Origin of the sequence: Nonomuraea sp. NPDC049504, from assembly GCF_040676845.1 — a bacterium.
Classification (GTDB): Bacteria; Actinomycetota; Actinomycetes; order Streptosporangiales; family Streptosporangiaceae; genus Nonomuraea; species Nonomuraea salmonea.
The window spans coordinates 1-24050 of sequence record NZ_JBFAPT010000013.1 but is presented as its reverse complement, the minus strand read 5'-3'; the positions used below and the strand labels follow the sequence as shown (position 1 = coordinate 24050).

The window sequence follows — 24050 nt, the reverse complement described above, 5'->3', positions numbered from 1 at the left end:
TCCCGGGGGGAGACGAGTCCTGCGACAGTCGTATACCGCCTAGCAAGCGCTTGTCCACAAGCGGGTGGCCGTTACGGTCAGGTACGCAACAGCCGTACCCTTGTCTGAAAGGGCATGTCACGAAGGGACAAGTGGGATGAGTTCAGCGGGTGAAGGCCTGTCTCGCCCGCTTCCCGAGCAGGTGCGGCTCAACGTCGTCGATCTGGCGTCGCAGGTCCTCGGCACGGTGCCGACCGCGACGATCCCGCCACCCCTGCGCGGCATCGCCAAATTCGACCCCCGCAAACGCGCCAAACTCGGCGGCGCGCCCATCGCGGCGCAGCTCGAGAACGACAAGAAGTTCCGCGAGCTGGTCGCCGAGTCCGTCGCCGCGGGCTGGCCCGAGCTGGTCTCCGCACTGGCCGAGGGCAACGTGCCACCGGCGGCCGATCCCGTGCTGGTGGCGGCGGCAGCCTATCTGACCCGGCCGCCGGGTTGGGCGGAAATGATCGAAACCGCCCGAGCCGACCTCGAACGTTCGGCCGTGGCGGCGGAGGGCTCCGAGCGCGAGGAGGCGGTCGCCCGCCTGCGCGAGCAGCTCGCCGCCCAGAAGACCGCCGCCAAGGAGGAGGCCGACCGGCTGCGCGAGCAGCTCAAGGCGGCCCGCGCGGAGAACTCCGACCTGCGCCGCAAGCTCCACGACGCCCGCGAGCGGGCCAAAGCGGCGGTGCGGCGGGCCGAGGAGATGGAGCACGCCGCCGAGGAGGCCAGGACCGCCGCCTCCCACGCGGGCAGCGGCGCCGAGGCCGAGCTGCGGCGGCTGCGCGAGCGCCTCGCCGACGTGGAGAAGCAGCTCGAAGCCTCGCGCCGGGCCGCCCGCGAGGGAAGGAGCATCGAGGACGCCCGCATCCGCGTGCTGCTCGACGCCCTCCAGGACGCCTCCGCCGGGCTGCGCCGGGAGCTGGCGCTGCCGACCACGATCAGCCGGCCCGCCGACTCGGTCGCGGCGGTCACCGGCGAGCGCCCCAACGTCCGCGGCGTGCCCGCCCGCGCGCTGGCCGACGACGACCCGCAGCTGCTCGACCAGCTCCTCGCGCTGCCGCAGGTGCACCTCATCATCGACGGCTACAACGTCACCAAGACCGGCTACGGCACGCTCACCCTCGCCGACCAGCGCACCCGCCTCATGAACGGGCTCGGCGGCCTCGTCGCCCAGACCCGCGTCGAGGTGACGGTGGTCTTCGACGGGGCGGAGCTCAACGCGCCGGTGCAGGTGGTGGCGCCGCGGGGGGTGCGGGTGCTGTTCAGCGCGCCGGGGGAGATCGCCGACGACCTGATCCGCCAGCTCGTCCGCGCCGAGCCGCCGGGCCGGGCCATCGCCGTCGTCTCGTCCGACCGCGAGGTGGCCGAGTCCGTACGCCGGATGGGAGCCAGACCCGTTCCGTCTGGTTTGCTGCTGCGCCGACTGAGTCGCGCCTAAGTTACGAATTGGTAGGTTTAGCACTAGCTCACCCGCCACTTCTGTACTATTTCGCCCCAGATGTAAATCCTGGGGAGGGCGATACAGTGAGGTTTGGCCGGGTGCCGATGGCCGCGGGTCTCGCGTTCGGACTGATGCTGACTCCGATGGGAGCGGCTCTCGCTGATCCCCAGCCCACGCTGGCCCAGGCGAAGGCCAAACTGGAGAAGCTCAACGACAAGGCGGACAAGGTCGTCGACCGGTACAACACCGCCACCGAGCGCTACAAGAAGGCCAAGGGCACCTACTCCTCGCTCGACACGAGCTACAAGCGCAAGCTGGCCACCGTCGCCGACCTGCGCGCCCAGGTGGCCGGCATGGCCGTCGACAGCTACAAGCTGGGCGAGGACATCACCTCATGGCCCGGCATCTTCGGCTCGAACGACCCCCAGGGCCGCCTGTCCGGGCTCGCCGTGGCCGGGCAGCTCTCCCAGGAACGCCTGCAGAAGCTCGCCGCCTTCGACCGGGAGAACCGGGGGCTGAAGATCGAGCGGGACAAGGCGCAGAAGGCGCTCAAGGCCGCCGACAAGGAACGCGACGCCGTACAGAAGGAACGCTCGGAGATCCTCAAGCTGGTCGCGCAGCAGAAGAAGCTGCTGAAGAAGCTGGGGGCGTACAACCCGGGCAACCCCAACAGCACCGGCATCAAGTACACCGGGCCGGCGTCGGGGAGCGCGGCCTCGGTGCTGCGGTTCGCGTACGCGCAGGTCGGCAAGCCGTACGTGTTCGGCGGCACCGGGCCCGGCGGGTACGACTGCTCGGGGCTCACGCAGGCGGCCTGGCGGGCCGCCGGGGTCTCGCTGCCCCGGACGACGTGGCAGCAGTGGGCCTGGGGCCAGAGCCGGCGGGTCTCCCTGGACGCGCTGCAGCCCGGCGACCTCATCTTCTCCGAGGGCCTGGGACACGTCAGCATTTATGCGGGCAACGGGCAGATCGTCCACGCGCCGCAGACCGGCGACGTCGTCAAGGTCGTCAAACTCTCCGCCTACGGCCGCAACCTCGTCGGCGCCATCCGCCCGTAGCCGGCCATCCGGCTCCTGGCCCCCGGCCCCCGGCATCCAGCTTCCGGCTCCGGGCGATCCGGCCGCCGGGGCTTACTGCGTGACAGCGGGGGTTCCGGCCTGGCGTCGGCTCCTGGCGCTCGCCGTTCCGCACGCCCCTCATCGCGGTCGCGTTCAGCATCAGCACTCTGCGCAAGCGGTGGCCGCTCGGCTGTGATCCATGTCGCAGCTCATCTACGAAGATCGATAGTTGCCAAGGTCCTTGATCGGCGTGCCTTCGACGGGCGTGACCTCCTGATCGGTCACTACTAGGGCGAGTCGTACAAAGGGTGGATTTTTCGGGGTGAGCGTCCCTCGCGTCCGGCCGGCCAGCGGGGGCGAGAAGGGTGTTCGCGTTTGTGACTGCTGTGACTCATGTGACTGCTGGGACCTGACAAAAGCCCGGGAAAGCAAGTGTGAGTGAGGTCACATTTTGGTCACAAGACCTGGGGTTCCAGCAGGGGTTTCAAGTCTGACAAATCCCGCTATCCGATCTTTACAGGGCCATTCACGCTTTGCAGATTCTTGACCCTTCGGCGTAGCTTCTGGCGTCGTCGCGGTGAACAAGCCATGTCGCCGCGAACCGGCATCGGTCCCTCCCGATGTGAGACAGACAAAAATCCGCCGGTCGGCCCTGATATCCCCATCGCACTTCTGATCGGGGTGCCGACCTGCCGAATCCGTGCAGCCAGGAGGCACGGAGCCGGGGACCCAGCGATCCCACGTTCCCCAAGGGATCAGGGGTGAATCGGCGCGCCCATCGCGCCGTAGGGCGACTTCCACGCCCGAATCCGTCAGCTAACCCGGTAGGCGTTCGTGGAAGACACAAGGAGAAATCCTGTCTAACTCCCTGCAGAACCCCCGCCTGTCCCGCCTTGCCCTGAGTGGTGTCGCACTCACGATGACCGTGACGGCCGGAGGTATGGTCCTCCATGCTCCGGCAGCTCAGGCGGCGACGACCCGCGAGACCAGTGCGGCGGCCGGCACGACGGTGAAGGCGGCGACCACCGCCCGCACCACGGCGTCGGCGAAGGCCCGTAAGAAGGCCGCCAAAGCCGCCCGGCAGAAGGCGAGGGCCGGCAAGGCCGTCGCCGTGGCCAAGAAGCAGATCGGTGACCCGTACCGTTACGGGGGCACAGGACCTGGTTCGTTTGACTGCTCAGGCCTCGTCCAGTTCGCCTGGAAGAAGGCCGGCGTCAAACTCCCGCGCGTGACGAACAGCCAGTTCGCCCGCACGAGGAAGAAGGTCTCCTGGCGCCATCTCAAGCCAGGTGACCTGATGTTCTTCAACGGGCTCGGCCATGTGGGCATGTACGTCGGCAAGGGCAAGATGATCCATTCACCGCGGACAGGTGAACGGGTACGCATCGACAAGCTGAGCGGATGGCGAAGGTCGTCCTTCGTCGGCGCCGTCCGTCCCGGCGTGTGAAGAAGCCCCGTCCGGATCCTCCCCGATCCGGACGGGGCTCTCGCGTTCCCGAGCTTCGACTCGTGGGGTGCGTACGGGGGCTCTCGCGTTCCCGACCCTTGACCCGCAAGGCAGCGCATACGATCGGGCACTGTGTCCGAGCAGGTGAGCCGACGAGCCGCGGTGACCGGGCTGGTGCTCCTCGCCGTCTCGGCCGCCGCTCCGCTGCCTGACGCGCCCGTCCTGCCTGCGCAGGCGCGCGACCTGTGGCCGGGGCTCCACGTCGTACGCCGCGGCCGGTGGTCCACGGTCGTGGGCCACGACGCCGCGGGGCTCGACGAGCTGGCGCGCAGGGCCGATACGGCGGGCCGGAGGGTGTCGGCGGTGCTCGCCCGCTCCGTACGCCCCCTGATCGTCGTCCCGGCCGGCGCCCGTGAGGCCGCGCGCCTGGCCCGGGTGGGCGGGGTGGACGGGCTCGCGGCGGTGGCCGACGGCGCGCGGGTGATCGTCGTCCCCGAGGCGTTCGCCACCCTCAACCCCGTCGGCAGGGACGTCGTCCTCGCCCACGAGCTCACCCACGTCGTCGCCGGCACCGACAATCTGCCCGTCTGGCTGTACGAGGGTTTCGCCGACTACGTCGCCTACCGCGACGCCGGACTGCCCGTGGCGACGGCCGCCGCCGAGCTGGCCGCCGAGGTGCGCGCCGGGCGCCTCCCGACCGTTCTGCCCGGACCTGCGGCTTTCGCGGCGGACGGGGGTGACCCGGCCGGGCTCGCGCGGGCGTACCAGGAGGCGTGGCTGGCGTGTCGCTTCCTCGCTGACCGGTTCGGTGAGGGGACCCTGGTGAGGCTCTACCGTGCGGCCCGCGTGGACGGGGCCGATCGGGCGCTCGCCGCGCTCGGGCTCTCCGTCGCGACGCTGACCGCGCGGTGGCGCGCGTACGTGCGGGATCAGCTCGTATGAAGGGGAGGCAGATGAGCGAACGACAAGACCCGGACGACCGGGAGACGAACCACGCCCCGGAGGAGGAGACCCGAGAAGCGGAGGGCGCCCTGACAGCGGTGGGCGCCCCGAGCTCACCGGCCACGGAACCAGCCGCGAGCGATCCGGCGAACAGCGGGCCGAACGAGGGCAAGGCCCGCAGCGGCGGGCCGGACGGCGGGGCCGCCGGGAACGGCGGTGAGGAGCGCAGGGAGGGCCGAAGCGGCGGGCCGGATGGCGCGGGCGCCGGGGGCGGCGGTGAGGAGCGCGGACAGGACCGGGGCGGCGGGCCGGATGGCGCGGGCGCTGCGGGCGCCGGGGGCGGGGGGAAGGGTGCGGGGATGGACGAGCGGGGGGTGACCACGCCGGCGCTGCGCCGTCAGGCGGGCGTGGCGCTGGCGCTGCTGGGCATCGTGATCCTCGCCGTGGCCGCGTTCACCACGCCGTGGCACGTCCTGACGGGCGGCCCGCCCGACCCGGCGCGCGACTTCACCGCCGCCCAGATCGCCAGGGGAGAGGCGTTCGACGCGGCGACGAGCCTGCCGAGCTATCTCTCGCTCGCGCTCACCCTCATCTTCGCCGGCCTGCTGGTGGCGACCCCGTTCGGGGCGAAGGTGCTGGGCGTGCTGAAGGGCCCGTGGTGGCTGCGGGTGATCATCGGCACCGTGGTGATCACCGCGATCGTCGAGGCGCTCAGGTGGCCGCTCGGCATGTGGTTCGAGACGATCTTGCGCGAGTACGGCCTGTCCACCCAGGACTGGGCCGGCTGGACGGCGGACCGGCTGAAGAACCTGGGCGTGGAGACGGTCCTGCTCAGCCTCATGCTGCTGGTCCTGGTCGCGCTGGCCCGCCACGTGCGGCGCTGGTGGATCCCGGCGGCGCTGGGGGCGTTCGCGTTCACGGTGGCGGCCTCGTTCGTCTACCCGGTGGTGTTCGAGCCGCTGTTCAACGAGTTCACCCCCATGCAGCAGGGCGCGCTGCGGACGAACCTGCTCGACCTGGCCGCGCGCGACGGCGTGCCGGTGGAGGACGTGCTGGTGGCCGACGCCTCACGCAGGACGACGGCGCTCAACGCGTACGTGTCGGGCTTCGGCGCGACCCGCCGCATCGTCGTCTACGACACGCTGCTGCGGGCCCCGCAGCGCGAGGTGGAGCTGGTCGTGGCGCACGAGCTGGGCCACGCCAAGTACGACGACGTCCTGCACGGCACGCTCATCGGCGCGCTCGGCTCTGCGTTCGGCGCGATCCTGCTCTACCTGGTGTTCGACCCGCTGCGGCGGCGGACGAAGGTCACCTCGATCACCGATCCGCGGGCGGTCGGCGCGCTGCTTGGGCTGATGACGATCGGCGGGTTCCTGCTGGGCCCGGCCCAGAACCTGATCAGCCGGCACATCGAGGCCAGGGCCGACGTGCACGCGCTGGACCTGACGCGGGATCCGGCCACGTTCATCGCCATGCAAAAACGCCTGGCAACAACCAACATTTCCGACTTGACGCCAAATGCGGTGGAATATGTGCTCTATGCCTCCCATCCGTCAAGTCCCGAGCGCATCGCCATGGCCCGCACATGGGCCCGGCTGAACGGCGTGCCCATCCCGTGACACCTTCCGCCGTGCTCTTCGTCACGAACGACTTCCCGCCCCGCACGGGCGGGATCCAGTCGTTCGTGCACGGGCTCGCGCTGCGCACGCCAGGCGTGACGGTCTACGCCCCCGCCTGGCCGGGCAGCGCCGAGTTCGACCGGCGCCAGCCGTTCCGCGTCGTGCGGCACCCCACCCGGCTCATGCTGCCTGTCCCGGCCGTCGCGCGCACGGCGGCCGGGCTGGTGGCCGCGCACGGCGTGCGGACCGTGGTGTTCGGGGCGGCGGCGCCGCTCGGCCTGCTCGCCCCGCGGCTGCGCGGGGCGGGCGCCGAGCGGGTGGTGATGCTCACCCACGGCCACGAGGCGTCGTGGGCGAGCGCGCCGGGCTTCCGCTCGGTGCTGCGCAGGATCGGCGGGCACGCGGACGTGGTGACGTACCTGGGGGACTACACCCGCGCCAGGCTGGCCCCCGTCATCCCGCCGGGCAAGCTCGTCAGGCTCGCGCCCGGCGTGGACGCCGAGCAGTTCCAGCCCGGGGCGGGCGCGCCGGTCAGGGCCCGGCTGGGCCTCGGGGAGCGGCCCGTGGTGGTGTGCGTGTCGCGGCTGGTGCCGCGCAAGGGCCAGGACCGGCTCATCGCCGCCTGGCCGCAGGTGCTGCGCTCGGTGCCGGACGCGGTGCTGCTGCTGGTGGGCGGCGGCCCGTACCGGCGGCGGCTGGAACGGCTGGCGGGCGGGCACGAGTCGATCAGGTTCACCGGCACGGTCCCCGCCGCCGACCTGCCCGGCTACTACGCGGCGGCGGACGTCTTCGCGATGCCGTGCCGCACCCGGCTACGAGGCGTGGACGTGGAGGGCCTCGGCATCGTGTTCCTGGAGGCGTCCGCGACCGGCCTGCCGGTGGTGGCCGGCCGGTCGGGAGGGGCTCCCGACGCCGTACGATCCGGCGAGACCGGCCTGGTCGTCGACGGCGAGGACCCGCGCGAGATCGCGCAGGCCGTCGTCGAGCTGCTCACCGACGCCCAGAAGGCCCGCAAGATGGGCGCGGCCGGCCGCGACTGGATCACCGGCGAGTGGACCTGGGACGAGGTCGCCGCCCGCTTCCGCGCCCTGCTGTGACTCTCACCCCTTCGTCGAGCCCAGCGTGAGCCCGGCCACGAACTGCTTGTGCAGGAGCTGGAAGACGATCAGCGTCGGCAGCGCCACCAGCATCGACCCGGCGGCCAGCAGGTTGTAGTCGGTGAAGAACTGGCCGCGCAGGTTGTTCAGCGCCGAGGTGACCGGCAGCTTGTCGCCCGACGACATCAGCACCAGCGCCCACAGGAAGTCGTTGTACATCCAGGTGAACTGCAGCGTGCCGAGCGCCGCCAGCGCGGGCCGGCACAGCGGCAGCGTCAGCGTCCAGTAGCGCCGCCACACCCCGGCGCCGTCCACCAGCGCCGCCTCGGAGATCTCCTCGGGGATCGTGCGCATGAAGTTGGCCAGCACGAAGACGCAGAAGCCGAACTGGAACGCCACGTGGATGAGGATCAGCCCCAGGTAGGAGTCGTAGAGCGACTGCGAGTCCGACAGCCACGCGGGCAGCGGGACCAGCGTGTAGAGGGTGTAGAGCGGGGTGATGAGCACCTGCGGCGGCAGCAGGTTGCCCGCGGTGAAGACGATCAGCAGCGTCCTGCGCCCCGGGATGCGCAGCCGGGCGATCGCGAACGCCGTGAACGAGGCCATCAGCAGCGTCACCAGCACGCCGGGCACCACGATGTAGAGCGTGTTGAGGTAGTAGCGGGGCAGCTCGGCCTGCGTCCACGCCTCCGCGTAGTAGGTGAGCGTCAGGCTCTCCGGCAGCGAGAAGTAGCCGAGGCGGGCGGTCTCCTCGTACGGCCGCAGCGAGGCGTACACGGCGAGCACCAGCGGCAGCAGCCACCCCAGGGCCACCAGGGCGAGGAAGGCGTGCAGCAGCACCCGCAGCGGCCGCCACCTCATCGCTCCTCCCTGAACAGCTGCGACAGGTACGTGACGATGAACCCCAGCGAGATCACCAGCAGGATCACCGCGATCGCCGAGCCGAACCCGATCCTGCTGGCCTCGCCCACGATGTTCTCGGTGACCAGCACCGACAGCAGCTCCAGCCCGTTCCTGCCCTTGTTGATGGCGTAGACGATGTCGAAGGCCCGCAACGCCTCGATGACCGTGATCACCAGCACGATCACGTTGACCGGGCGCAGCGTGGGGAACACCACCCGGAAGAACGCCTGCCGCTCGTTCGCCCCGTCGATGGCCGCGGCCTCCTTCAGCGCGGGATCGACCGCCTTGAGCCCGGCCAGATAGATGATCATGACGTAGCCGACGTGCCGCCACGCCGCCGCCACCATGACGACCCAGATGTTGACTGCGCGGTCGCCCAGCCAGTCCACGCTCAGCCCGGTCACCGCGTTCAGCACGCCGTAGTCGGAGGAGTAGACGAGCTGCGCGATGAACCCCACCACCGCCAGCGAGAGCACGACCGGCATGTAGAGGGCGCTCTGGTAGAAGCGCGACAGCCGCAGCCGCCGGTCCAGCAGCACCGCGCAGAACAGCCCGAACGGCGTCGCCACCAGCCCCAGGAAGCCCAGCCACAGCACGTTGTTGCGGACCGCCGACCAGAACGGCGGATACTCCGCCGCCAGGTCGTGATAGTTCTCCCCGCCCACCCACTCGATGGGCCCGATGCCGTTCCAGCTCGTGCCGGAGAGCCAGACGGAGGCCAGCGTGGGCCCCCAGACGAGGCCCACGTTGACGACGATGGCCACCCCCAGCCCGATGACCAGGATGGTCACGTCGCGGGCGGAGTAGCGACGGGTCTTGGCGGCCATCAGCGGAAGATGTTCGCCTTCTGCTTCTCGATGGCGGCCAGCAAGGGGTCGATCTCGTTGGGTTCGCCGACGAACGTCTGCAACGACGGGATCATCACGGTCGAGGCGAAGTCGGGCCGGGTGTCGCGGTCGAGGAACTGCGCGATGTGCGTGGCCTTCGACACCAGCTCGGCGCCGCGCTTCTGCAGCGCGCTGTAGCCGGAGGTGTCGGCCTTGGAGCTGGCGGCCAGCGTGCCGGGATCCAGCTTCGTGGCGATGTTCTGGGAGGACGCCTGCGCGAAGTGCTTGATCAGGGCCTTCGCGCCCGCCACGTTCTTGGCCTTGGCGGAGATCATGTAGCCGTCGATGGGGGCGTCGATCGAGTCGGTGCCGTACGCCGGGTTGATCTCGGGAAAGGTGAAGAAGTCCAGGTCGTCCCGGTCGGCCTCGGGGAACTGCTGGGCGACGAACATCCCGAGCAGGTACATCCCGGTCTTCTTCTGTGCCAGCGACTGCCCGGCCTCCTGCCACGTACGGCCCAGCGCGGCCGGCTGGTGGAACTCCATCAGCCCCCGCCAGGTGTCGAACACCTGCCTGACCCGGGGGTCGGTCCACGACTCCTTGCCCGCCATGAGGGAGATGTGGAAGTCGTAGCCGTTGATCCGCATGTTGAGGATGTCGAACGTGCCCATCGCGGGCCAGCCGTCCTTGTCGGCGAACGCGATGGGCACGATGCCGTCCGCCTTCATCTTCCTGGCCAGCGCGGTGAACTCGTCCAGCGTCGCGGGCGGCTCGTAGCCCCGCTCCTGCCACAGGCTCTTGCGATAGAACACCGCCCACGGATAGTAGGTGAACGGGACGAAGTACTGCTTGCCGTCCACGCCCGTCGACTGGTCCTTGAACGCCTGCGTGTAGTCGCCGCCGATCTCCTGCCACACGTCCGAGATGTCCACCGCGAGGCCCTGCTCGGCGAAGAACTGCATCCGGTACCCGGCGAACCAGGTGAACACGTCCTCGGGGGTGCCGCGCAGGTAGCGGTTGATGTTCTCCTGGAAGGTGTTGTGGTCGACGGTGTTGATCCTGGTCGTGGCCTGGGTGAAGCCCTTGACCACGGTGTCCAGCGTCTTCTTGGGGATCTCGTCGGAGGCGTTCGAGCCGATGGTGACCGTGCCCAGTCCGCCGCCGCCCTGACCTGTCGGTGACGGGGCGTCCGTGCCGCAGCCGGCCAGGACGGCGGGGACGCCGAAGGCGGCGGCTCCTAAGATGAGGTTGCGGCGGGAGATCGGCGATGGTTGGTCCATGTGGGTGCCTCCTTGCCGGAATTCCCCCGACTTTGCGCACTTTCCTTCATCGAAAAGGCCCCTTTTCGGACTGTCAACGCCCGTTTTCATGACAACCTGCGCCCTAGCAGGTCGTGTCCGGAATAATTCGCCTATGTTCTGGCGACCTGTGCCCGTGGTTCTGGCGGCTGTGGCGGTGCTCGCGGGCGCGGCCGGATGCGCTTCAGGAGGGCCGGAGCCGGCGGCCACGCCCAAGCCGTCGGAGGGCGCGGCCACGTCCGGGCCGTCGCAGCGCGCCGCCGCCCCCGACTGCACGAAGGCCGGGCCGCGGGACTTCGACGGCGACGGCCGGGACGACGTCGCCGTGGGGAACAGGATGCTGTCGGGCGGCCAGGTCTCCCTGCTGACCGCCGGCAGGCTCGTGCCTCTGACCATCCAGGACGAGGCCGCCGACGCCGTCGGGTCGTCGGTGGCCCTGACACGGGTGGACGCCGACGGCTGCGCCGACCTCGTCGTCGGAGCGCCGTACACGAAGGTGGACGGGAAGGGCGGCGCCGGCGCGGTCTACGTCCTGTACGGCGGCGGCACCCGCCCCCACCGCAAGCTCGTCGCCCCCGAACCCCAGGAGAACGCCAGGTTCGGCAGCTCGGTCGCCGCGTACGGCGGCACCATCGCCGTCGGAGCGCCCCTAGAGGAGGAGCGGGGCGCCCGCGCGGCGGGAGCCGTGTACGTCTTCCCCGAGGGGGCCGACGCCCGCCGCATCAGCCAGGAGACCGAGGGCGTACCGGGCAACAGCGAAATGGGCGACCGTTTCGGCCACTCCCTGGCGCTCGGCCCCCTGCCGGACGGGCGGCTGCGCCTGCTCGTCGGCGCCCCCGACGAGCGCAAGGACGGCACGGGCCAGCAGCTCGGGCGCGGGGGAGCGGGCCACGCGGGCTCCGTCACCCTGATCGACGAGGTACGGGCGGAGCGTTACCAGGCACTCAAGTTCGACGGAGCATCGGAGGAGTGCGCCTACGGGGCGGCCGTGGCGCACCTGCCCGGCGACCGATGGGCGGTCACCGCGCCCCGCTGCGGCACCCTCCAGGTCAACGGCACCTCCGGCCCGGTCAGGACCGTCTCCTGCCAGGCCTGCGCCGGTTCCCTGTCGGCGCTGGCGGTCTCACCGGACGGCCGCCTGGCGGTGGCGTGGGGCGACTCGGCGGTGGTGCTGGTGCCGGACGACGAGGAGGGCGTACGCGACCAGGTCGTCCCGACGCTGCCCGGCGGCAACTGGCCGGTCGCCTTCTACGGCTCCAAGCTGGTCTTCGGCCGCCCCAGGGACACCCCGCCGCTGACCGTGACCGTCCACGACCCCGCCACCGGCACGGCGGAGGAGGTCGCCATCGAGGGCGGCACCGGCGACGTTGAAGGCGTCGGCGAGGCACTCGGCTGACGTATCTACGATCGGGAGTCGTAGAGCGCTTCGATCTCGCCGGCGAAGTCGCGCATCACCAGGTTCCGCTTGACCTTGAGGGTCGGCGTGAGGTGGCCGCTCTCCTCGGTGATGTCCGCGTCGAGGATGACGAACTTCTTGATCTGCTCGGCCTTCGACACCATCGCGTTGGCCCGGTCGACCGCCCCCTGGATCTGCGCCAGCACCTCGGGGTCGGACTTGAGGGCGGCGACGGTGGCGCCTTCCGGCAGGGCCTCGGGGTCGAGGGTGATCAGGGCGGCGACGAACGGCCGCCCGTCGCCGATGATCATGGCCTGGGAGACCAGCGGGTGGGCACGCAGCGCGTCCTCAAGGGGGCCAGGCGCGACGTTCTTGCCGGCCGCCGTCACCAGGATCTCCTTCATCCGCCCGGTGATGCGCAGGTAGCCGTCGGCGTCGAGCTCGCCCACGTCGCCGGTGTGGAACCAGCCGTCGGCGTCGATCACCTCGGCGGTGGCCTCCTCGTTCTTCCAGTAGCCGTGGAAGACGTTGCGGCCCTTGGCGAGGATCTCGCCGTTGTCGTCGATGCGCAGCGTGACGCCGGGCAGCGGCTTGCCGACCGTGCCGATCTTGTTGCCGCCCGGCATGTTGACCGAGACGGGCGCGGAGGTCTCGGTGAGGCCGTACCCCTCGAAGACCTCGATGCCGACGCCGCGGAAGAAGTGGCCGAGCCGGTCGCCGAGCGCGGAGCCGCCGCTGACCGCGGCGGACAGCCGCCCGCCGGTGGCCGCGCGCAGCTTCGCGTAGACCAGCTTGTCGAACACCGCCCGCTGCAGCCGCAGCCCGAGCGGCGCGCCGCCCGAGCTCTCCGCCTTGCTCCAGGCCACCGCGACGTCGGCCGCGCGGGCGAAGATCTTGCCCTTGCCGCCGGAGATCGCCTTCTGCTCGGCGGCGTTGTAGACCTTCTCGAACACCCGCGGCACGCCCAGCAGGAACGTCGGCTGGAAGTCCTGCAGGTCGGGGGCGACGTTCTTCATGTTGGGCGTGTGCGCCATGATCGCGCCCGCCTCGATGAGCACCACCTGGATCATCCGGGCGAAGATGTGCGCCAGCGGCAGGAACAGCAGCGCGGCCGGCTCCTTGCGGGCGAACATCGGCTCGAGCGGGCCGCGCAGCACGTTGAGTGCGGTGAACAGCAGGTTGTCGTGCGTGATGCGGCAGCCCTTGGGCCGCCCGGTGGTGCCCGAGGTGTAGACGACGGTGGCGAGGTCGGCGGAGGTGACCTGCTTCCTGCGCGCCTCGACGTCGGCCTCGGTGACGCCGCCGGTCTCCAGCGTGCCGTCCACCCGCCACAGCGCCTTGAGCTCGGGCGCGGCCTCCTTGACGGCCTGCTCGTGCGCGTCGAGCTCGACGAACGCCGCCTTGGCCGCGCTGTCGGCGATGATCCACCTGATCTGCTCGACGGAGGAGGTCTCGTAGACCGGCACGGTGACGGCGCCGATCGTCCAGATGGCGTAGTCGACGAGCGTCCACTCGTAGCGGGTGCGCGACATGAGCGCGACCCGGTCGCCGTGCTCGACGCCGGCCGCGATCAGGCCCTTGGCCACCTCGACCACCTGGTCGCGGAACTCGGCCGCGGTCACCACCGGCCAGCCCGACTCGGCCTTGCGCCGCATCACCACGACGCCCGGCTCCTGCTCCGCGCGCCGGAAGACGGTGTCGGCCAGGCCGGCGGAGGCAGGCACATCGACCAGGACGGGGACGCTGTACTCGCGCACGAACTCAACTCCTCTTCGGACTCCGCCTGGACGTTACCGCCTGAAGTTACGCGCCGGTAGCTCCGTCATTGAGGCGTTATGAAGGGCGTTTCACACGCTAGCAAGCCGAAGGCCGTCCTGCGGTGCGGCGGCGGCCGCGCATAGGATCTGCCCCATGAGGGTCCACGTCGTCAGCGACGTCCACGGCAGGGCGGACGCGCTCGCCAAGGCGGGTGACGGCGCCGACGCGCTGATCTGCCTCGGCGACCTCATCCTGTTCGTCGACTACGACGACCACGCCCAGGGCATCTTCGCCGACCTGTTCGGCGCCGACAACGCCACCCAGTTCATCGCGCTGCGTACGGCCAAGCGCTTCGACGAGGCCAGGGCCATGTCGGCGCGCCTGTGGGCGACGCTCGACGGCGACCCGCGCGAGCACATCGAGCGCAACGTCCGCGCCCAGTACGCCGCCCTGTTCGCCGCCATGCCCACCCCCGCCTACCTCACCTACGGCAACGTCGACCTGCCGCGCCTGTGGTCCGACTACGTCAGGCCGGGCCACCAGGTGCTCGACGGGCAGGTGGCGGAGATCGGCGGGCTGCGGTTCGGGTTCGTCGGCGGCGGGCTGAAGACGCCATACCGCACGCCGCACGAGATCAGCGACGAGGAGTACGCCGCCAAGGTCGAGGCCGTCGGCGAGGTCGACGTCCTGTGCTGCCACATCCCGCCCGCCCTGCCCGAGCTGCTCTACGACGTGGTGGCCAGGCGGTTCGAGCGCGGCAGCGAGGCCACGCTGGAGGCGATCAGGCGCACCCAGCCCCGCTACGCCCTGTTCGGCCACGTGCACAATCCCCTCCACGCGCGCGCCCGCGTGGGCCGCACCGAGTGCGTGAACGTGGGCCACTTCCGCAGCAGGGGCGTCCCGTACGTCCTCGAATGGTGATCTGGGCCCTTACGCCGCCACCGACGGTTTGTGCACTAACGTGGTCGCCATGGCTGATCGGACCACTTCGAGCACCACGATCGGCGCCGGGCGCGCCGACGTCATGGCGGTCATCGCCGACTTCCCCAGCTACCCCCAATGGGCCGGCCAGGTCAAGAGCGCCGAGGTCCTGACCAGCGACGACGCCGGCCGGCCGAGCACCGTGCGGTTCACTCTCGACGCCGGGCCGATCAGCGACACCTACACGCTCGGCTACACCTGGCAGGGCGACGAGGGCGTGAGCTGGCAGGTCGTCGAGCCCGGCAAGATGGTCTCCGACCTGCGCGGAAGTTACCGGCTCTCCGACTCGGGCAGTGGCATCGACGTGACGTACGAGCTGACGGTCGACCTCAGCGTCCCCATGATCGGCATGATCAGGCGCAAGGCCGAGAAGGTCATCGTGGACACCGCGCTCAAGGGCCTCAAGAAGCGCGTCGAAGGCCGCTGAGGTGCACCCGCGGGTTCTGCTCTTCACCGGCAAGGGCGGGGTGGGCAAGACGACGGCCGCTGCCGCGACGGCCACGCTGGCCGCCCGCCGCGGGCTGAAGACGCTGATCGTGTCCACCGACACGGCCCACTCGCTGGCCGACGCGCTCGCCGCCGAGCCCGGCGAGATCGCGCCCGGCCTGCACCTGCACCAGGTGGACACGCAGAAGTCGATGGAACGCCACTGGGGCGAGCTGCGCGACTACGCGCGGGGCGTGCTGGCCGAGCTGGGCCTCGACGAGATCACCTCCGAGGAGATCACCGTCCTGCCGGGCGCGGAAGAGCTGATCGCCCTGCTGGAGCTGCGCCGCCACGCCCGCGACGGCTGCTGGGACGTCATCGTCGTCGACTGCGCGCCCACCGCGGAGACGCTGCGGCTGCTGGCGCTGCCCGAGGCGCTCGACTGGCACGTCAACCGGCTCATGCCGGTCGGGCGCCGGGTGCTGAAGCTGGTCTCGCCGTTCGTCCGCGGCGTGGCCCGCGTCAGCGCGCCCGGCGACGACGTCATGAACGCGGGCGAGCGCTTCCACCGCGGCCTGATGGAGGTGCGCGAGCTGCTCACCGGCGACCACGCCTCCGTGCGGCTCGTGCTCACCCCCGAGTCGGTGGTGCTGGCCGAGGCCAGGCGCACCCTGACCTCACTCAGCCTGTACGGCTACCGCGTCGACGCCGTCATCGCCAACCGGGTCTTCCCCGGCGGCGACGGCGCCGACGCGTGGCGCAACGGATGGGTGGAGGCGCAGTCGAGGCTGCTGGCCGAGGCCGAGCAGTCGTTCGCGCCGCTGCCCGTCCACGTCGTGCCCTACCTGCCCGCCGAGCCCGTCGGCAAGGACGCGCTGGCCGAGGTGGGCGCCGCGATGTACGGCGACGCCGACCCGTTCGCCGCCCACTCCGTACGCCCGCCGCTGCGCATGAGCGCCGACGAGCTGGAGCTGGCCCTGCCCGGCGCCGACCGGGAGAACGTCGACCTGGCCCGCAAGGGTGACGAGCTGATCGTCACGGCGGGCCCGTACCGCAGGATCCTGGCCCTTCCCGCGGCGCTGGCCCGCAGGGAGATCAGCGGAGCGGCGCTGCGCGACGGTGTGCTTCGCGTCACGTGGTCCGCCGAGGGAGCGAATCCGCGACCTGATGAGTTGAATGGATGAGCGACCCCACGAGCTTGGAGGACCAGGATGAGCGACAACAGTGACAGGAACGGCAGAGACGCCCATAGGGACACCCATAGGGAGACCGGGCGGGAGACCCCTGGCCAGGCCGACAGGGACCCGATCGGCACGGTGGCCGACGAGGCGCGCAAGCTGTTCGAGTCGCTTCAGGGCCGGGCCACCCGCCAGGTCGGCAAGAGCGTGTTCGACTCCTTCACCGGCTCGCTGTCCGGCGCGGTCGGCGGTCGCTCCCGCAGGGAGCGCGACGTGTGGGAGGAGGCCGTCTCCGAGTCCCACGACGAGTACATCTGCCGGGCCTGCCCGGTGTGCCGGGCGATCGCGGCGCAGCGCGAGTCGGGCGGCGACGTGACCGGCCACCTGGTGGCCGCCGGCGGTGAGCTGTTCGCCGCCTTCCGAGGCGCGCTCGACGCGCTGAGCAAGCCCGCCCCCCGCGGGCCCCGTGACCGGCGCGACACGCAGCGCGAGGACCGTGACCATCGCGACAGTCGCGACAGTCGCGACAACGTTCAACACATAGATCTGGGATAGGGAGACACGCGGCAATGCTCACGATCGGTGTCGACATCGGCGGGACGAAGGTGGCCGCCGGTGTGGTCGACGACAACGGCGAGATCGTCGACCACACGCTGAGGCCCACCGCCGCCGACCGCCCCGACAAGGTGGCCGAGACGGTGGCCGACGTCGTTCGCGAGCTGTCCGAGGGCCGGGACGTCGAGGCGGTCGGGGTCGGCGCGGCCGGCTTCGTCGACGAGAGCCGGTCCGTCATCCGCTTCGCGCCCAATCTCGCCTGGCGCGAGGAGCCGCTGCAGAAGAAGATCAGCGGCCTCGTCGGCCTGCCGGTCGTCATCGAGAACGACGCCAACGCCATGGCCTGGGGCGAGACCAGGTTCGGCGCGGGCAGGGGGCAGTCCCACGTCGTCTGCCTGACCCTCGGCACCGGCATCGGCGGCGGGCTCGTCTTCGACGGCGCCCTCTACCGCGGCCGCTGGGGCATGGGCGCCGAGCTGGGCCACATGCAGGTGCAGCCGGGCGGGCGCGAGTGCGGCTGCGGCAACATCGGCTGCTGGGAGCAGTACGCCAGCGGCCAGGCCCTGGTCAAGGAGGCCAGAGAGCTGGCCGACGCGCAGCCGGAGCGGGCCGCCACGTTGCTCGGGCTGGCCGGCGGCAAGATCGAGGGCGAAGAGGTCACCGAGGCCGCCAGGCTCGGCGACGAGGTCTCCCTGGCCGCCTTCGCCAACCTGGCCGACTGGCTCGGGCAGGGCATGGCCGACCTCGCCTCCATCCTCGACCCCGGCTGCTTCATCGTCGGCGGCGGCGTGTCCCGCGCCGCCGACCTGTTCATCGACCGCGCCAGGGAGGCGTTCGCCGAACGGCTCACCGGCCGCGGACACCGCCCTCTGGCCGAGATCCGCCTGGCCGAGCTGGGCGCCTCGGCCGGCGTCGTGGGCGCCGCCGACCTCGCCCGCCGCCGCTAGCCCCTGCGGCCGGTGACGACCTCCCCAGCCGGTGCCGGGGCCCGGCGACTCGTGGCCGCCTGGCCGGTCGGCGGGGCCCGGCGATCCGTGATGCCAGGGCCCGGCGGCGACTTGTGACGCTTCCTGTGCACGTCCGGGTCGGGACGTACAACCTGCACGGGATGCGGGCCGGGCTCGCCGCGCTCGCGCCGGTCGTCGTCGCGCTGCGCGCCGACGTGCTGTGCGTGCAGGAGGTGCCGAAGTTCGTGCGATGGCGGGCCAAAAGGGGCGCGCTGGCCGCCTCGGCGGGGCTCGCCGTCGCCACCCACGGCAGGGTGGGCGGCGTCGCCGTGCTCACCGGGCCTGGCATGCGCGTGCTGCACGCCGAGCACCACGCGCTGCGCCCCTTCCGGCGGCTGGAGCGCCGCGCCCTCGCCCTGGCCGTCGTGGAGCCGATCGGGGACGAGGGCCGGCTGGTGGCGGGGTCGTTCCATCTCGACCTGGACGAGGCGGCGCGGGCGTACCACGTCGAGGAGATCATCGCTCTCATGGAGGACGCCGCCGCCCGGTACGACGCCTCCATCGTGCTCGGCGGCGATCTCAACGAGCATGACCACCAGCCGGCCTGGCGCCACCTGGCGGCGCGGCTGGCCGACTGCCACGCCGAGGCGCCGGCGGGCGGCGGCCCGACGTTCAGGTCACCGCGCCCGCGCCGGCGCATCGACGCGGTGTTCGCCGCCCGCGAGATCGCCGTCGTGTCGTGCGGAGTGCCGCTCAACGGCACCGATCAGGCGGGCGCGAGTGACCATTTCCCGGTCGTGGCGGAGTTGAGAGTTGGGCACTAACGGGCAAGACAGGCGCGTGAACCCGTAGCATTTCCCTCATGACCCGTCGCTCTCAGCGGCGTGCGCTCTCTCTGATCTTGGCGACGTCCGTGGCCTTGACGCAGGTCACGCCCGCCGCGCATGCCGATCCCCGGCCCGCCGCCGAAGCGTGGCAGCAGTCGACCAGCGTGCGCCTCCAGGCCGACGGCTCGCTGTCCGACGTGCTCGCGATCACCGCCGACAACGTCTGGGCGGTGGGCCAGCAGGAGATCTGGGACGTCTGGAAGAACCGCGGCACCATCCGCCACTGGAACGGCAGCAGGTGGGCCGAGATCGGCATCCGCGACGCCACGGCCGCGGGCAGCCTGCGCAGCCTGGCCGCCGCGTCGGCCTCCGACGTCTGGGCGGTCGGCGACGGGCACGACGGCCTGCCCTACCTCGCCCACGGCGACACGGCCGGGTTCGACCGGGTCAGGCCCCCAGGGCTGCGCGCCGGCGACTGGCTCGGCGGCATCGACGCCAAGCCGGGCCGCGTCGTGGCCGTCGGCAGCCGCGAGAAGAACGGGCTCATCCTCACCGGCCAGGGCAACACCTGGAGCGTGCAGCAGACCAAGGAGAAGGGCGCCCTCTACGCGGTCTCCGGCGGGTTCGCGGTCGGCGACACCGGCACCAGACCGCTGGTCGTCCACTACTCGGGCGGCTCGTGGAAGTCGATGACGCTGCCCTCCGTCCCCGGCGGCTACCTGCGCGACATCCAGGTCGACAGCTCCAAGCGGGCGGTGGCCGTGGGCGGCGTCTACCGCGGCCCCGGCGACATCTCGCCGCTCGCGCTGGTCTGGAACGGCAAGCGCTGGAGCCGCCTGCGGCTGCCCGGCACGTCGGAGGCCAGGCTCTACGGCGTCACCGGCGACGGCAAGGGCCGCTACTGGATGACCGGCTACGACCCGGCCCACGCCGCCGTGCCGTTCATGCTGCGCTGCGAGAAGGGCTCCTGCACGATCATCCGCGGCGCCACCCAGAAAGACCGCGACAGCGTACGCCTGCAGGCCGTCACCTACCTCGCGGGCAAGGGCACGGTGTGGGCGGTCGGCCACGCGGTCGACCCCGACGACCAGTACACCGACGTGGTGGAGTCCTTCGTGCCCAGGACCAGCACCCAGAAGTCCTAGCCCCGGGCCCGCACCCCTTCAGCGCTCACAGGACGGCGCCGTCGTCCCAGCCCGAGTCGTTGGGCGGGCCGTCGCCCATGCGCACGACCAGCGCCACGAACCCGCCGATGAACGCCGCCACCGCCGTGAACAGCGCCCACCCCTCCATGTGCCAGCTCGCCATGGCCGCCACCAGGAGATAGGCGGGACCGCCGAACAGGGCGACCCACGCCAGCTTGGTCACCAGGTCGAGCTTGGGCAGCGGAGGCGGCGGCGGAGGCACGAAGTGGCCCTCCTCCGCCTCCTCGTCCTCGGAGCCCTCGCCCGTGCTGTCGTCGGCGCCGTCGCGCGGCAGGTCGTCGTCCTCGCCCGGCTCGCCCTCGGGCGGCTTGACCACCCGGCGGGTCGGCTCGGCGGGGAGGTTTTCGCTGTCCGGCCATGGCTGGTCGGCCGAATCGCGCTCGGCTGTGTCGTTGAAGGACGCGACGATCTGCCGCCAGACCTCGTCCTCGTCACTCTGGGGCGTCACCTAGATGGGCCTCTCCGCAGCGATCGCGACTTCCCCCTGGGTGCGATCAGTCCCTCTGCAAGGGTACCGAGGCATGTGTCCGGATGAAGTCGAGGCTCCCGGCAAAGATCCTGTCGGCATCGTTGTCCAGCGTCGCAACATGGTAGCTATCGGTAAGCTCCTCGATCGTGGCCTGCGGGACCTTCGCGCGGATGATCGCGACACTCGTCGGCTTCACCACGTGGTCCTCCGTGCTGTGGAAGACCAGCAGCGGTTGTGTCACCTTCGCCAGGTCGGCCTGCACCAGCGACCACAGGCCCGGCAGCGAGGCCGCCGCCTTGACCGGGGTGCGCGTGTAGGCCAGCTCCGTCACGCCGGGCTTCTTGACGTCGTTGGCGACGCCTGGCACGGACGCGACGAACCACTTGAGCAGCGGAGCCAGCCTCAGCAGCGGCACGTCGAGCGCGATCGAGGGGTTGACGACCATCACGCCCCTGATCGCCGCGCCGTGCACCTCGGCGAGTCGCAGCGCGAGGCAGCCACCCAGTGACAGCCCCGCCACGAACACCTCCGCGCAGCGGCCCTGGAGATCGGCGAACGCCTTCTCCACCTCGGCGTACCAGTCCTCCCAGCGGGTGCGGTTCATCTCCTGCCACCTGGTGCCGTGACCGGGCTGGCGGGGCAGCGAAACGCTGAGCCCGTGGCCGGCCAGGTATTCGGCCCACGGCCGCAGCGACTGCGGCGTGCCGGTGAACCCGTGGCACAACAGCACGCCCACCGGGCCTGCATCATGGTGGTAGGGCTCCGCGCCTGGCATGAGCGGCATAACAGCTCCTCCGTGCTGTTTCATTCCGGCAATTTCTGTCGGAACGGCCCGATCGTCGCACGTTCTGGGGTAATTGTGCGAGAGGTGAGGTAGGAGCAGGGCCCGCGAGGTGGGAAGATGACTCTGCCGATCTCGACGACGTGAGCAGGGAAGAGGTGCCAGGTGTTCTACTGGGTGGTCAAGGCCATCTTGGGGCCGTTTCTCCACCTCGTGTTCCGGCCCTGGACCGAGGGCGCGGAAAACGTGCCCAAGCAGGGGCCCGCGATCCTCGCCGGCAACCACCTGTCCTTCGCCGACCACTTCTTCGGCCCGCTGCAGATCCGCCGCAAGGTCATCTCGCTCGGCAAGGCCGACTACTTCACCGGCCGCGGCGTCAAGGGCTTCTTCACCCGGCTGTTCTTCAGCGGCGTCGGCACCGTGCCCATCGACCGCTCGGGCGGCAAGGCCAGTGAGGCCGCGCTGCGCACCGGGCTGCGCATCCTGCGCGAGGGCAACATCCTCGGCATCTACCCCGAGGGCACCCGCTCGCCCGACGGCCGCCTCTACAAGGGCAAGACCGGCGTGGCGCGGCTCGCGCTCGAGTCGCGGGTGCCGGTGATCCCGTGGGCGATGATCAACACCTACGAGATGATGCCACCCGGGCGCCCGCTGCCCAAGCTGGGCATCCGTCCCGGCGTGAAGTTCGGCAAGCCGCTCGACTTCTCCCGCTACTACGGCATGGAGGACGACCGGCTGGTGCTGCGCGCGGTCACCGACGAGATCATGTACGCGCTCATGGAGCTGTCGGGCCAGGAATACGTCGACAAGTACGCCGCGAGCGCCCGCGTCGAGATGGAGCGCGCGGCCCGCGCGGCGGCCGCCAAGAGCTGAAGGCCAGAGCTGCGGGGCAGAGTTGCGGGCCAGAGCTGTGGGCGAAAGCTGAGGGGGCCGCTCACGCGGAGGAGCGTAAGGCCTCCTCCGCCCTGCGCATGGCGCTCGTCATCGCCTGCAGCTCCTCCCTGCTGAGCCGGTCGATGAGGTACGCCCGCACCACCTCCAGGTGACCGGGCGCCACCCGCTCCAGGCAGCGCACGCCCGCCTCGGTCAGCACGGCCAGCACACCCCGGTCGTCCGACGGGCACGTCTCCCGCTCGACCAGCCCCGCCTTCTCCAGCTGGGTCACCTGGTACGTCAGCGCGCTCTTCGACACCACCACCCCCCTGGCCAGCTCGGTCATGCGCAGCCTGCGGCCGGGGGCGGCGGAGAGCCGCACGAGGATCTCGTACTGCGGGTGGGTGAGCCCGGCGGAGGCTTTGAGCTGTTCTTCGATGCGCCGCTCAAGCAGGTGGGAGGTGGCCAGGAAGGCGCGCCATGCGGCCATCTCGGTCGAGTCCAGCCATCGGGGGTCCGTCACCGACTCAGTGTACTGTCGTTCGAATTTGAACCATCACTGCTAGAGTTGTCGTTCAAATCTGAACATCAAGAAGGAGCACGCATGGTGGATCAGGGGCGCCCCGTCGTCCTGCTGCTCGCCAGGGTCGCCGTCGGGGTGATCTTCCTGGTGCACGGCTATCAGAAGTTCGCGACCATGGGCATCGAGGGCACGACCAAGTTCTTCGAGTCGGTGGGCATCCCGCTGGCCGGCGTCGCCGCGCCCGCCGTGGCCGCGCTGGAGGTGCTCGGCGGGCTGGCGCTGATCCTCGGCGTCGCGCTGCCCGTCGCCGGGTCGCTGCTGGCCCTCGACATGCTCGGCGCCATCGTCTTCGTGCACGGCTCCAACGGGCTGGCCGGTGAGGGCGGCTACGAGTTCGTGCTGGCGCTGGCCGCGGCCAGCCTGGCGGTCGGCTTCACCGGCGGGGGAGCGTTCGCCCTCGACAACGTGCTCCTGCGCCGCCGCCGCCGCACCGCCCCGGCCGTCGCCTGACCCGTAAGGATCGTGGCTCAGGACAGGTGGGCGCGGATCTGCCTGACGTACTCCGGCGTCGTGCGGCAGCAGCCGCCGATCAACGACGCGCCCGCCTGTTGCCACTCCTTGGCCGCCTGGCCGAACTCCACCGGGTCCGCCAGGCCCGTCCAGCGGCGCAGCCCGGCGTCCCACGTCTCGCCCGAGTTCGGGTAGACGACCACGGGCAGCCCGCCCGACAGGCAGCCGATCAGGCCGGGGATGTGGCGCGGCGCCGTGCAGTTCGCCCCCACGGCCACCACCTGCGGGTTGCCGCCGAACACGGCCGCCGCCTGCGCGATGGGCGTGCCGTCGCTCAGCCGCTCGCCGTCGCGGCACGAGAAGGCCACCCACGCCTTCACCTCGGGCGTGCCTGCCAGCAGCCGGGCCAGCGCCCGCGCCTCCGGATAGGAGGGGATGGTCTCGCAGGCCAGCAGGTCGGCCCCGGCCGCCGCGAGGATCTCCCAGCGGGGGCGGTGCCAGGCGTACAGGCCGTCCTCGTCGAGGTCGTAGTCGCCGGTGTATTCGGCGCCGTTGGCCAGATAGGCGCCGTACGGGCCCACCGAGGCCGCCACCAGGCCGCGCCCGTGCTCGTCGCGGGCCTGCGCGGCGAGCTTCACCGACAGCCGCAGCAGCCGCTCCGCCTCGCCGGCGCCGAGCCCGCGCCGCTCGAACCCCGGCAGCGTCGCCTGGTAGCTGGCCGTGGTCGCCACATCGGCGCCGGCCGCGAAGTAGCACGCGTGCGCGCGCCTGATCAGCTCGGGCTCCTCCAGCAGCAGCCGCGCCGACCACAACTCGTCGCGCAGGTCGGCGCCGAGGCTCTCGAGCTGGGTCGCCAGCCCTCCGTCCAGGACAAGTGTCGTCACCCGTTCAGCGTACGCAGCCGCGGCCCATGCCCGTCGCGACGGGCATAGCCCAGCAGGTTCTGGAAGTACTGCATGGCCACGAAC

General features: G+C 71.2%; 24 protein-coding genes and 1 riboswitch. Of the genes, 16 read left to right on the top strand and 8 right to left on the bottom strand.

What is annotated here, in order from left to right; translation table 11 throughout:
• The first annotated feature begins 136 nt into the window (after positions 1 to 136).
• The 6 genes from AB0K28_RS24325 (at position 137) to AB0K28_RS24300 (ending at position 7625) form a co-directional block, all read left to right on the top strand.
• On the top strand, positions 137 to 1459 hold the full coding sequence (locus tag AB0K28_RS24325) for an NYN domain-containing protein (RefSeq protein WP_364373933.1): 1323 nt from the start codon (positions 137 to 139) through the stop codon (positions 1457 to 1459).
• 146 nt (positions 1460 to 1605) lie between these two features.
• Positions 1606 to 2520, top strand: coding sequence for an NlpC/P60 family protein (locus AB0K28_RS24320; protein ID WP_364373930.1), 915 nt, complete (start codon positions 1606 to 1608; stop codon positions 2518 to 2520).
• Between the two features lie 680 nt (positions 2521 to 3200).
• A riboswitch (cyclic di-AMP (ydaO/yuaA leader) is annotated at positions 3201 to 3366 on the top strand.
• A 73-nt stretch (positions 3367 to 3439) separates the two neighbouring features.
• Positions 3440 to 3967 (top strand): C40 family peptidase, encoded by a 528-nt coding sequence (locus AB0K28_RS24315; RefSeq protein ID WP_364373927.1) that lies wholly within the window; start codon positions 3440 to 3442, stop codon positions 3965 to 3967.
• A gap of 132 nt (positions 3968 to 4099) precedes the next feature.
• A complete protein-coding gene (locus AB0K28_RS24310; RefSeq protein ID WP_345401054.1) occupies positions 4100 to 4909 on the top strand; it encodes a hypothetical protein in 810 nt (269 codons plus the stop codon).
• 11 nt (positions 4910 to 4920) lie between these two features.
• Positions 4921 to 6528, top strand: coding sequence for a M48 family metallopeptidase (locus tag AB0K28_RS24305; protein ID WP_364373924.1), 1608 nt, complete (start codon positions 4921 to 4923; stop codon positions 6526 to 6528).
• 11 nt (positions 6529 to 6539) lie between these two features.
• On the top strand, positions 6540 to 7625 hold the full coding sequence (locus tag AB0K28_RS24300) for a glycosyltransferase family 4 protein (RefSeq protein WP_364373922.1): 1086 nt from the start codon (positions 6540 to 6542) through the stop codon (positions 7623 to 7625).
• A gap of 3 nt (positions 7626 to 7628) precedes the next feature.
• Here the strand turns inward: AB0K28_RS24300 and AB0K28_RS24295 are convergent, their stop codons facing one another.
• From AB0K28_RS24295 to AB0K28_RS24285, 3 genes are read right to left on the bottom strand one after another with little or no spacing between them, the layout of a single operon-like run.
• Positions 7629 to 8486, bottom strand: a complete 858-nt coding sequence (locus tag AB0K28_RS24295; protein ID WP_364373919.1) for a carbohydrate ABC transporter permease — start codon at positions 8484 to 8486, stop codon at positions 7629 to 7631.
• On the bottom strand, positions 8483 to 9355 hold the full coding sequence (locus tag AB0K28_RS24290) for a sugar ABC transporter permease (protein ID WP_364373916.1): 873 nt from the start codon (positions 9353 to 9355) through the stop codon (positions 8483 to 8485). Before AB0K28_RS24290 ends, AB0K28_RS24295 begins: the two co-directional genes overlap by 4 nt.
• Positions 9355 to 10635 carry an ABC transporter substrate-binding protein gene (locus tag AB0K28_RS24285; RefSeq protein ID WP_364373913.1) on the bottom strand — a complete coding sequence of 427 codons (1281 nt, stop codon included), beginning with the start codon at positions 10633 to 10635 and terminating at the stop codon, positions 9355 to 9357. Before AB0K28_RS24285 ends, AB0K28_RS24290 begins: the two co-directional genes overlap by 1 nt.
• A gap of 133 nt (positions 10636 to 10768) precedes the next feature.
• Here AB0K28_RS24285 and AB0K28_RS24280 point away from each other — a divergent pair, with 133 nt between their 5' ends.
• Positions 10769 to 12049: a hypothetical protein gene (locus AB0K28_RS24280; RefSeq protein ID WP_364373910.1), complete on the top strand. Its 1281-nt coding sequence runs from the start codon at positions 10769 to 10771 to the stop codon at positions 12047 to 12049.
• A 5-nt stretch (positions 12050 to 12054) separates the two neighbouring features.
• On the opposite strand, the gene AB0K28_RS24275 is transcribed toward AB0K28_RS24280, so the two are convergent.
• The gene (locus AB0K28_RS24275) at positions 12055 to 13806 is read right to left on the bottom strand and encodes an AMP-dependent synthetase/ligase (RefSeq protein ID WP_364373907.1); all 1752 of its coding nucleotides are present in this window, start codon (positions 13804 to 13806) and stop codon (positions 12055 to 12057) included.
• A 154-nt stretch (positions 13807 to 13960) separates the two neighbouring features.
• Between AB0K28_RS24275 and AB0K28_RS24270 the strand changes: the two genes are divergently transcribed.
• The 7 genes from AB0K28_RS24270 to AB0K28_RS24240 all read left to right on the top strand — a co-directional run bounded on the left by AB0K28_RS24270 (position 13961) and on the right by AB0K28_RS24240 (position 19866).
• On the top strand, positions 13961 to 14728 hold the full coding sequence (locus AB0K28_RS24270) for a metallophosphoesterase (protein ID WP_345401079.1): 768 nt from the start codon (positions 13961 to 13963) through the stop codon (positions 14726 to 14728).
• 49 nt (positions 14729 to 14777) lie between these two features.
• Positions 14778 to 15215: an SRPBCC family protein gene (locus tag AB0K28_RS24265; RefSeq protein WP_364373903.1), complete on the top strand. Its 438-nt coding sequence runs from the start codon at positions 14778 to 14780 to the stop codon at positions 15213 to 15215.
• A gap of 1 nt (position 15216) precedes the next feature.
• Positions 15217 to 16398 (top strand): ArsA family ATPase, encoded by a 1182-nt coding sequence (locus tag AB0K28_RS24260; RefSeq protein WP_364373900.1) that lies wholly within the window; start codon positions 15217 to 15219, stop codon positions 16396 to 16398.
• A 27-nt stretch (positions 16399 to 16425) separates the two neighbouring features.
• Complete coding sequence (locus AB0K28_RS24255; RefSeq protein ID WP_345401085.1) at positions 16426 to 16947, top strand: DUF5304 family protein; 522 nt, start codon at positions 16426 to 16428, stop codon at positions 16945 to 16947.
• A 14-nt stretch (positions 16948 to 16961) separates the two neighbouring features.
• On the top strand, positions 16962 to 17894 hold the full coding sequence (locus tag AB0K28_RS24250; RefSeq protein ID WP_345401089.1) for an ROK family glucokinase: 933 nt from the start codon (positions 16962 to 16964) through the stop codon (positions 17892 to 17894).
• 125 nt (positions 17895 to 18019) lie between these two features.
• Entirely contained in the window at positions 18020 to 18718 is a 699-nt protein-coding gene (locus AB0K28_RS24245; RefSeq protein ID WP_364373896.1) for an endonuclease/exonuclease/phosphatase family protein, read from the top strand.
• A 38-nt stretch (positions 18719 to 18756) separates the two neighbouring features.
• A complete protein-coding gene (locus AB0K28_RS24240; protein ID WP_364373893.1) occupies positions 18757 to 19866 on the top strand; it encodes a hypothetical protein in 1110 nt (369 codons plus the stop codon).
• Between the two features lie 25 nt (positions 19867 to 19891).
• Here AB0K28_RS24240 and AB0K28_RS24235 read toward each other — a convergent pair whose 3' ends face one another.
• Positions 19892 to 20374 carry a hypothetical protein gene (locus AB0K28_RS24235; protein WP_345401098.1) on the bottom strand — a complete coding sequence of 161 codons (483 nt, stop codon included), beginning with the start codon at positions 20372 to 20374 and terminating at the stop codon, positions 19892 to 19894.
• Between the two features lie 46 nt (positions 20375 to 20420).
• On the bottom strand, positions 20421 to 21179 hold the full coding sequence (locus AB0K28_RS24230; protein ID WP_345401101.1) for an alpha/beta fold hydrolase: 759 nt from the start codon (positions 21177 to 21179) through the stop codon (positions 20421 to 20423).
• A gap of 162 nt (positions 21180 to 21341) precedes the next feature.
• Here AB0K28_RS24230 and AB0K28_RS24225 point away from each other — a divergent pair, with 162 nt between their 5' ends.
• Positions 21342 to 22049 (top strand): lysophospholipid acyltransferase family protein, encoded by a 708-nt coding sequence (locus AB0K28_RS24225; RefSeq protein ID WP_345401104.1) that lies wholly within the window; start codon positions 21342 to 21344, stop codon positions 22047 to 22049.
• 61 nt (positions 22050 to 22110) lie between these two features.
• Here AB0K28_RS24225 and AB0K28_RS24220 read toward each other — a convergent pair whose 3' ends face one another.
• A complete protein-coding gene (locus AB0K28_RS24220) occupies positions 22111 to 22572 on the bottom strand; it encodes a MarR family transcriptional regulator (protein ID WP_345401107.1) in 462 nt (153 codons plus the stop codon).
• Between the two features lie 81 nt (positions 22573 to 22653).
• Here AB0K28_RS24220 and AB0K28_RS24215 point away from each other — a divergent pair, with 81 nt between their 5' ends.
• Positions 22654 to 23082, top strand: a complete 429-nt coding sequence (locus tag AB0K28_RS24215; RefSeq protein ID WP_364373887.1) for a DoxX family protein — start codon at positions 22654 to 22656, stop codon at positions 23080 to 23082.
• Positions 23083 to 23099: 17 nt separating this feature from the next.
• Here AB0K28_RS24215 and mmuM read toward each other — a convergent pair whose 3' ends face one another.
• Positions 23100 to 23966, bottom strand: a complete 867-nt coding sequence (gene mmuM, locus AB0K28_RS24210; protein ID WP_364373885.1) for a homocysteine S-methyltransferase — start codon at positions 23964 to 23966, stop codon at positions 23100 to 23102.
• Between the last annotated feature and the right edge of the window lie 84 nt (positions 23967 to 24050).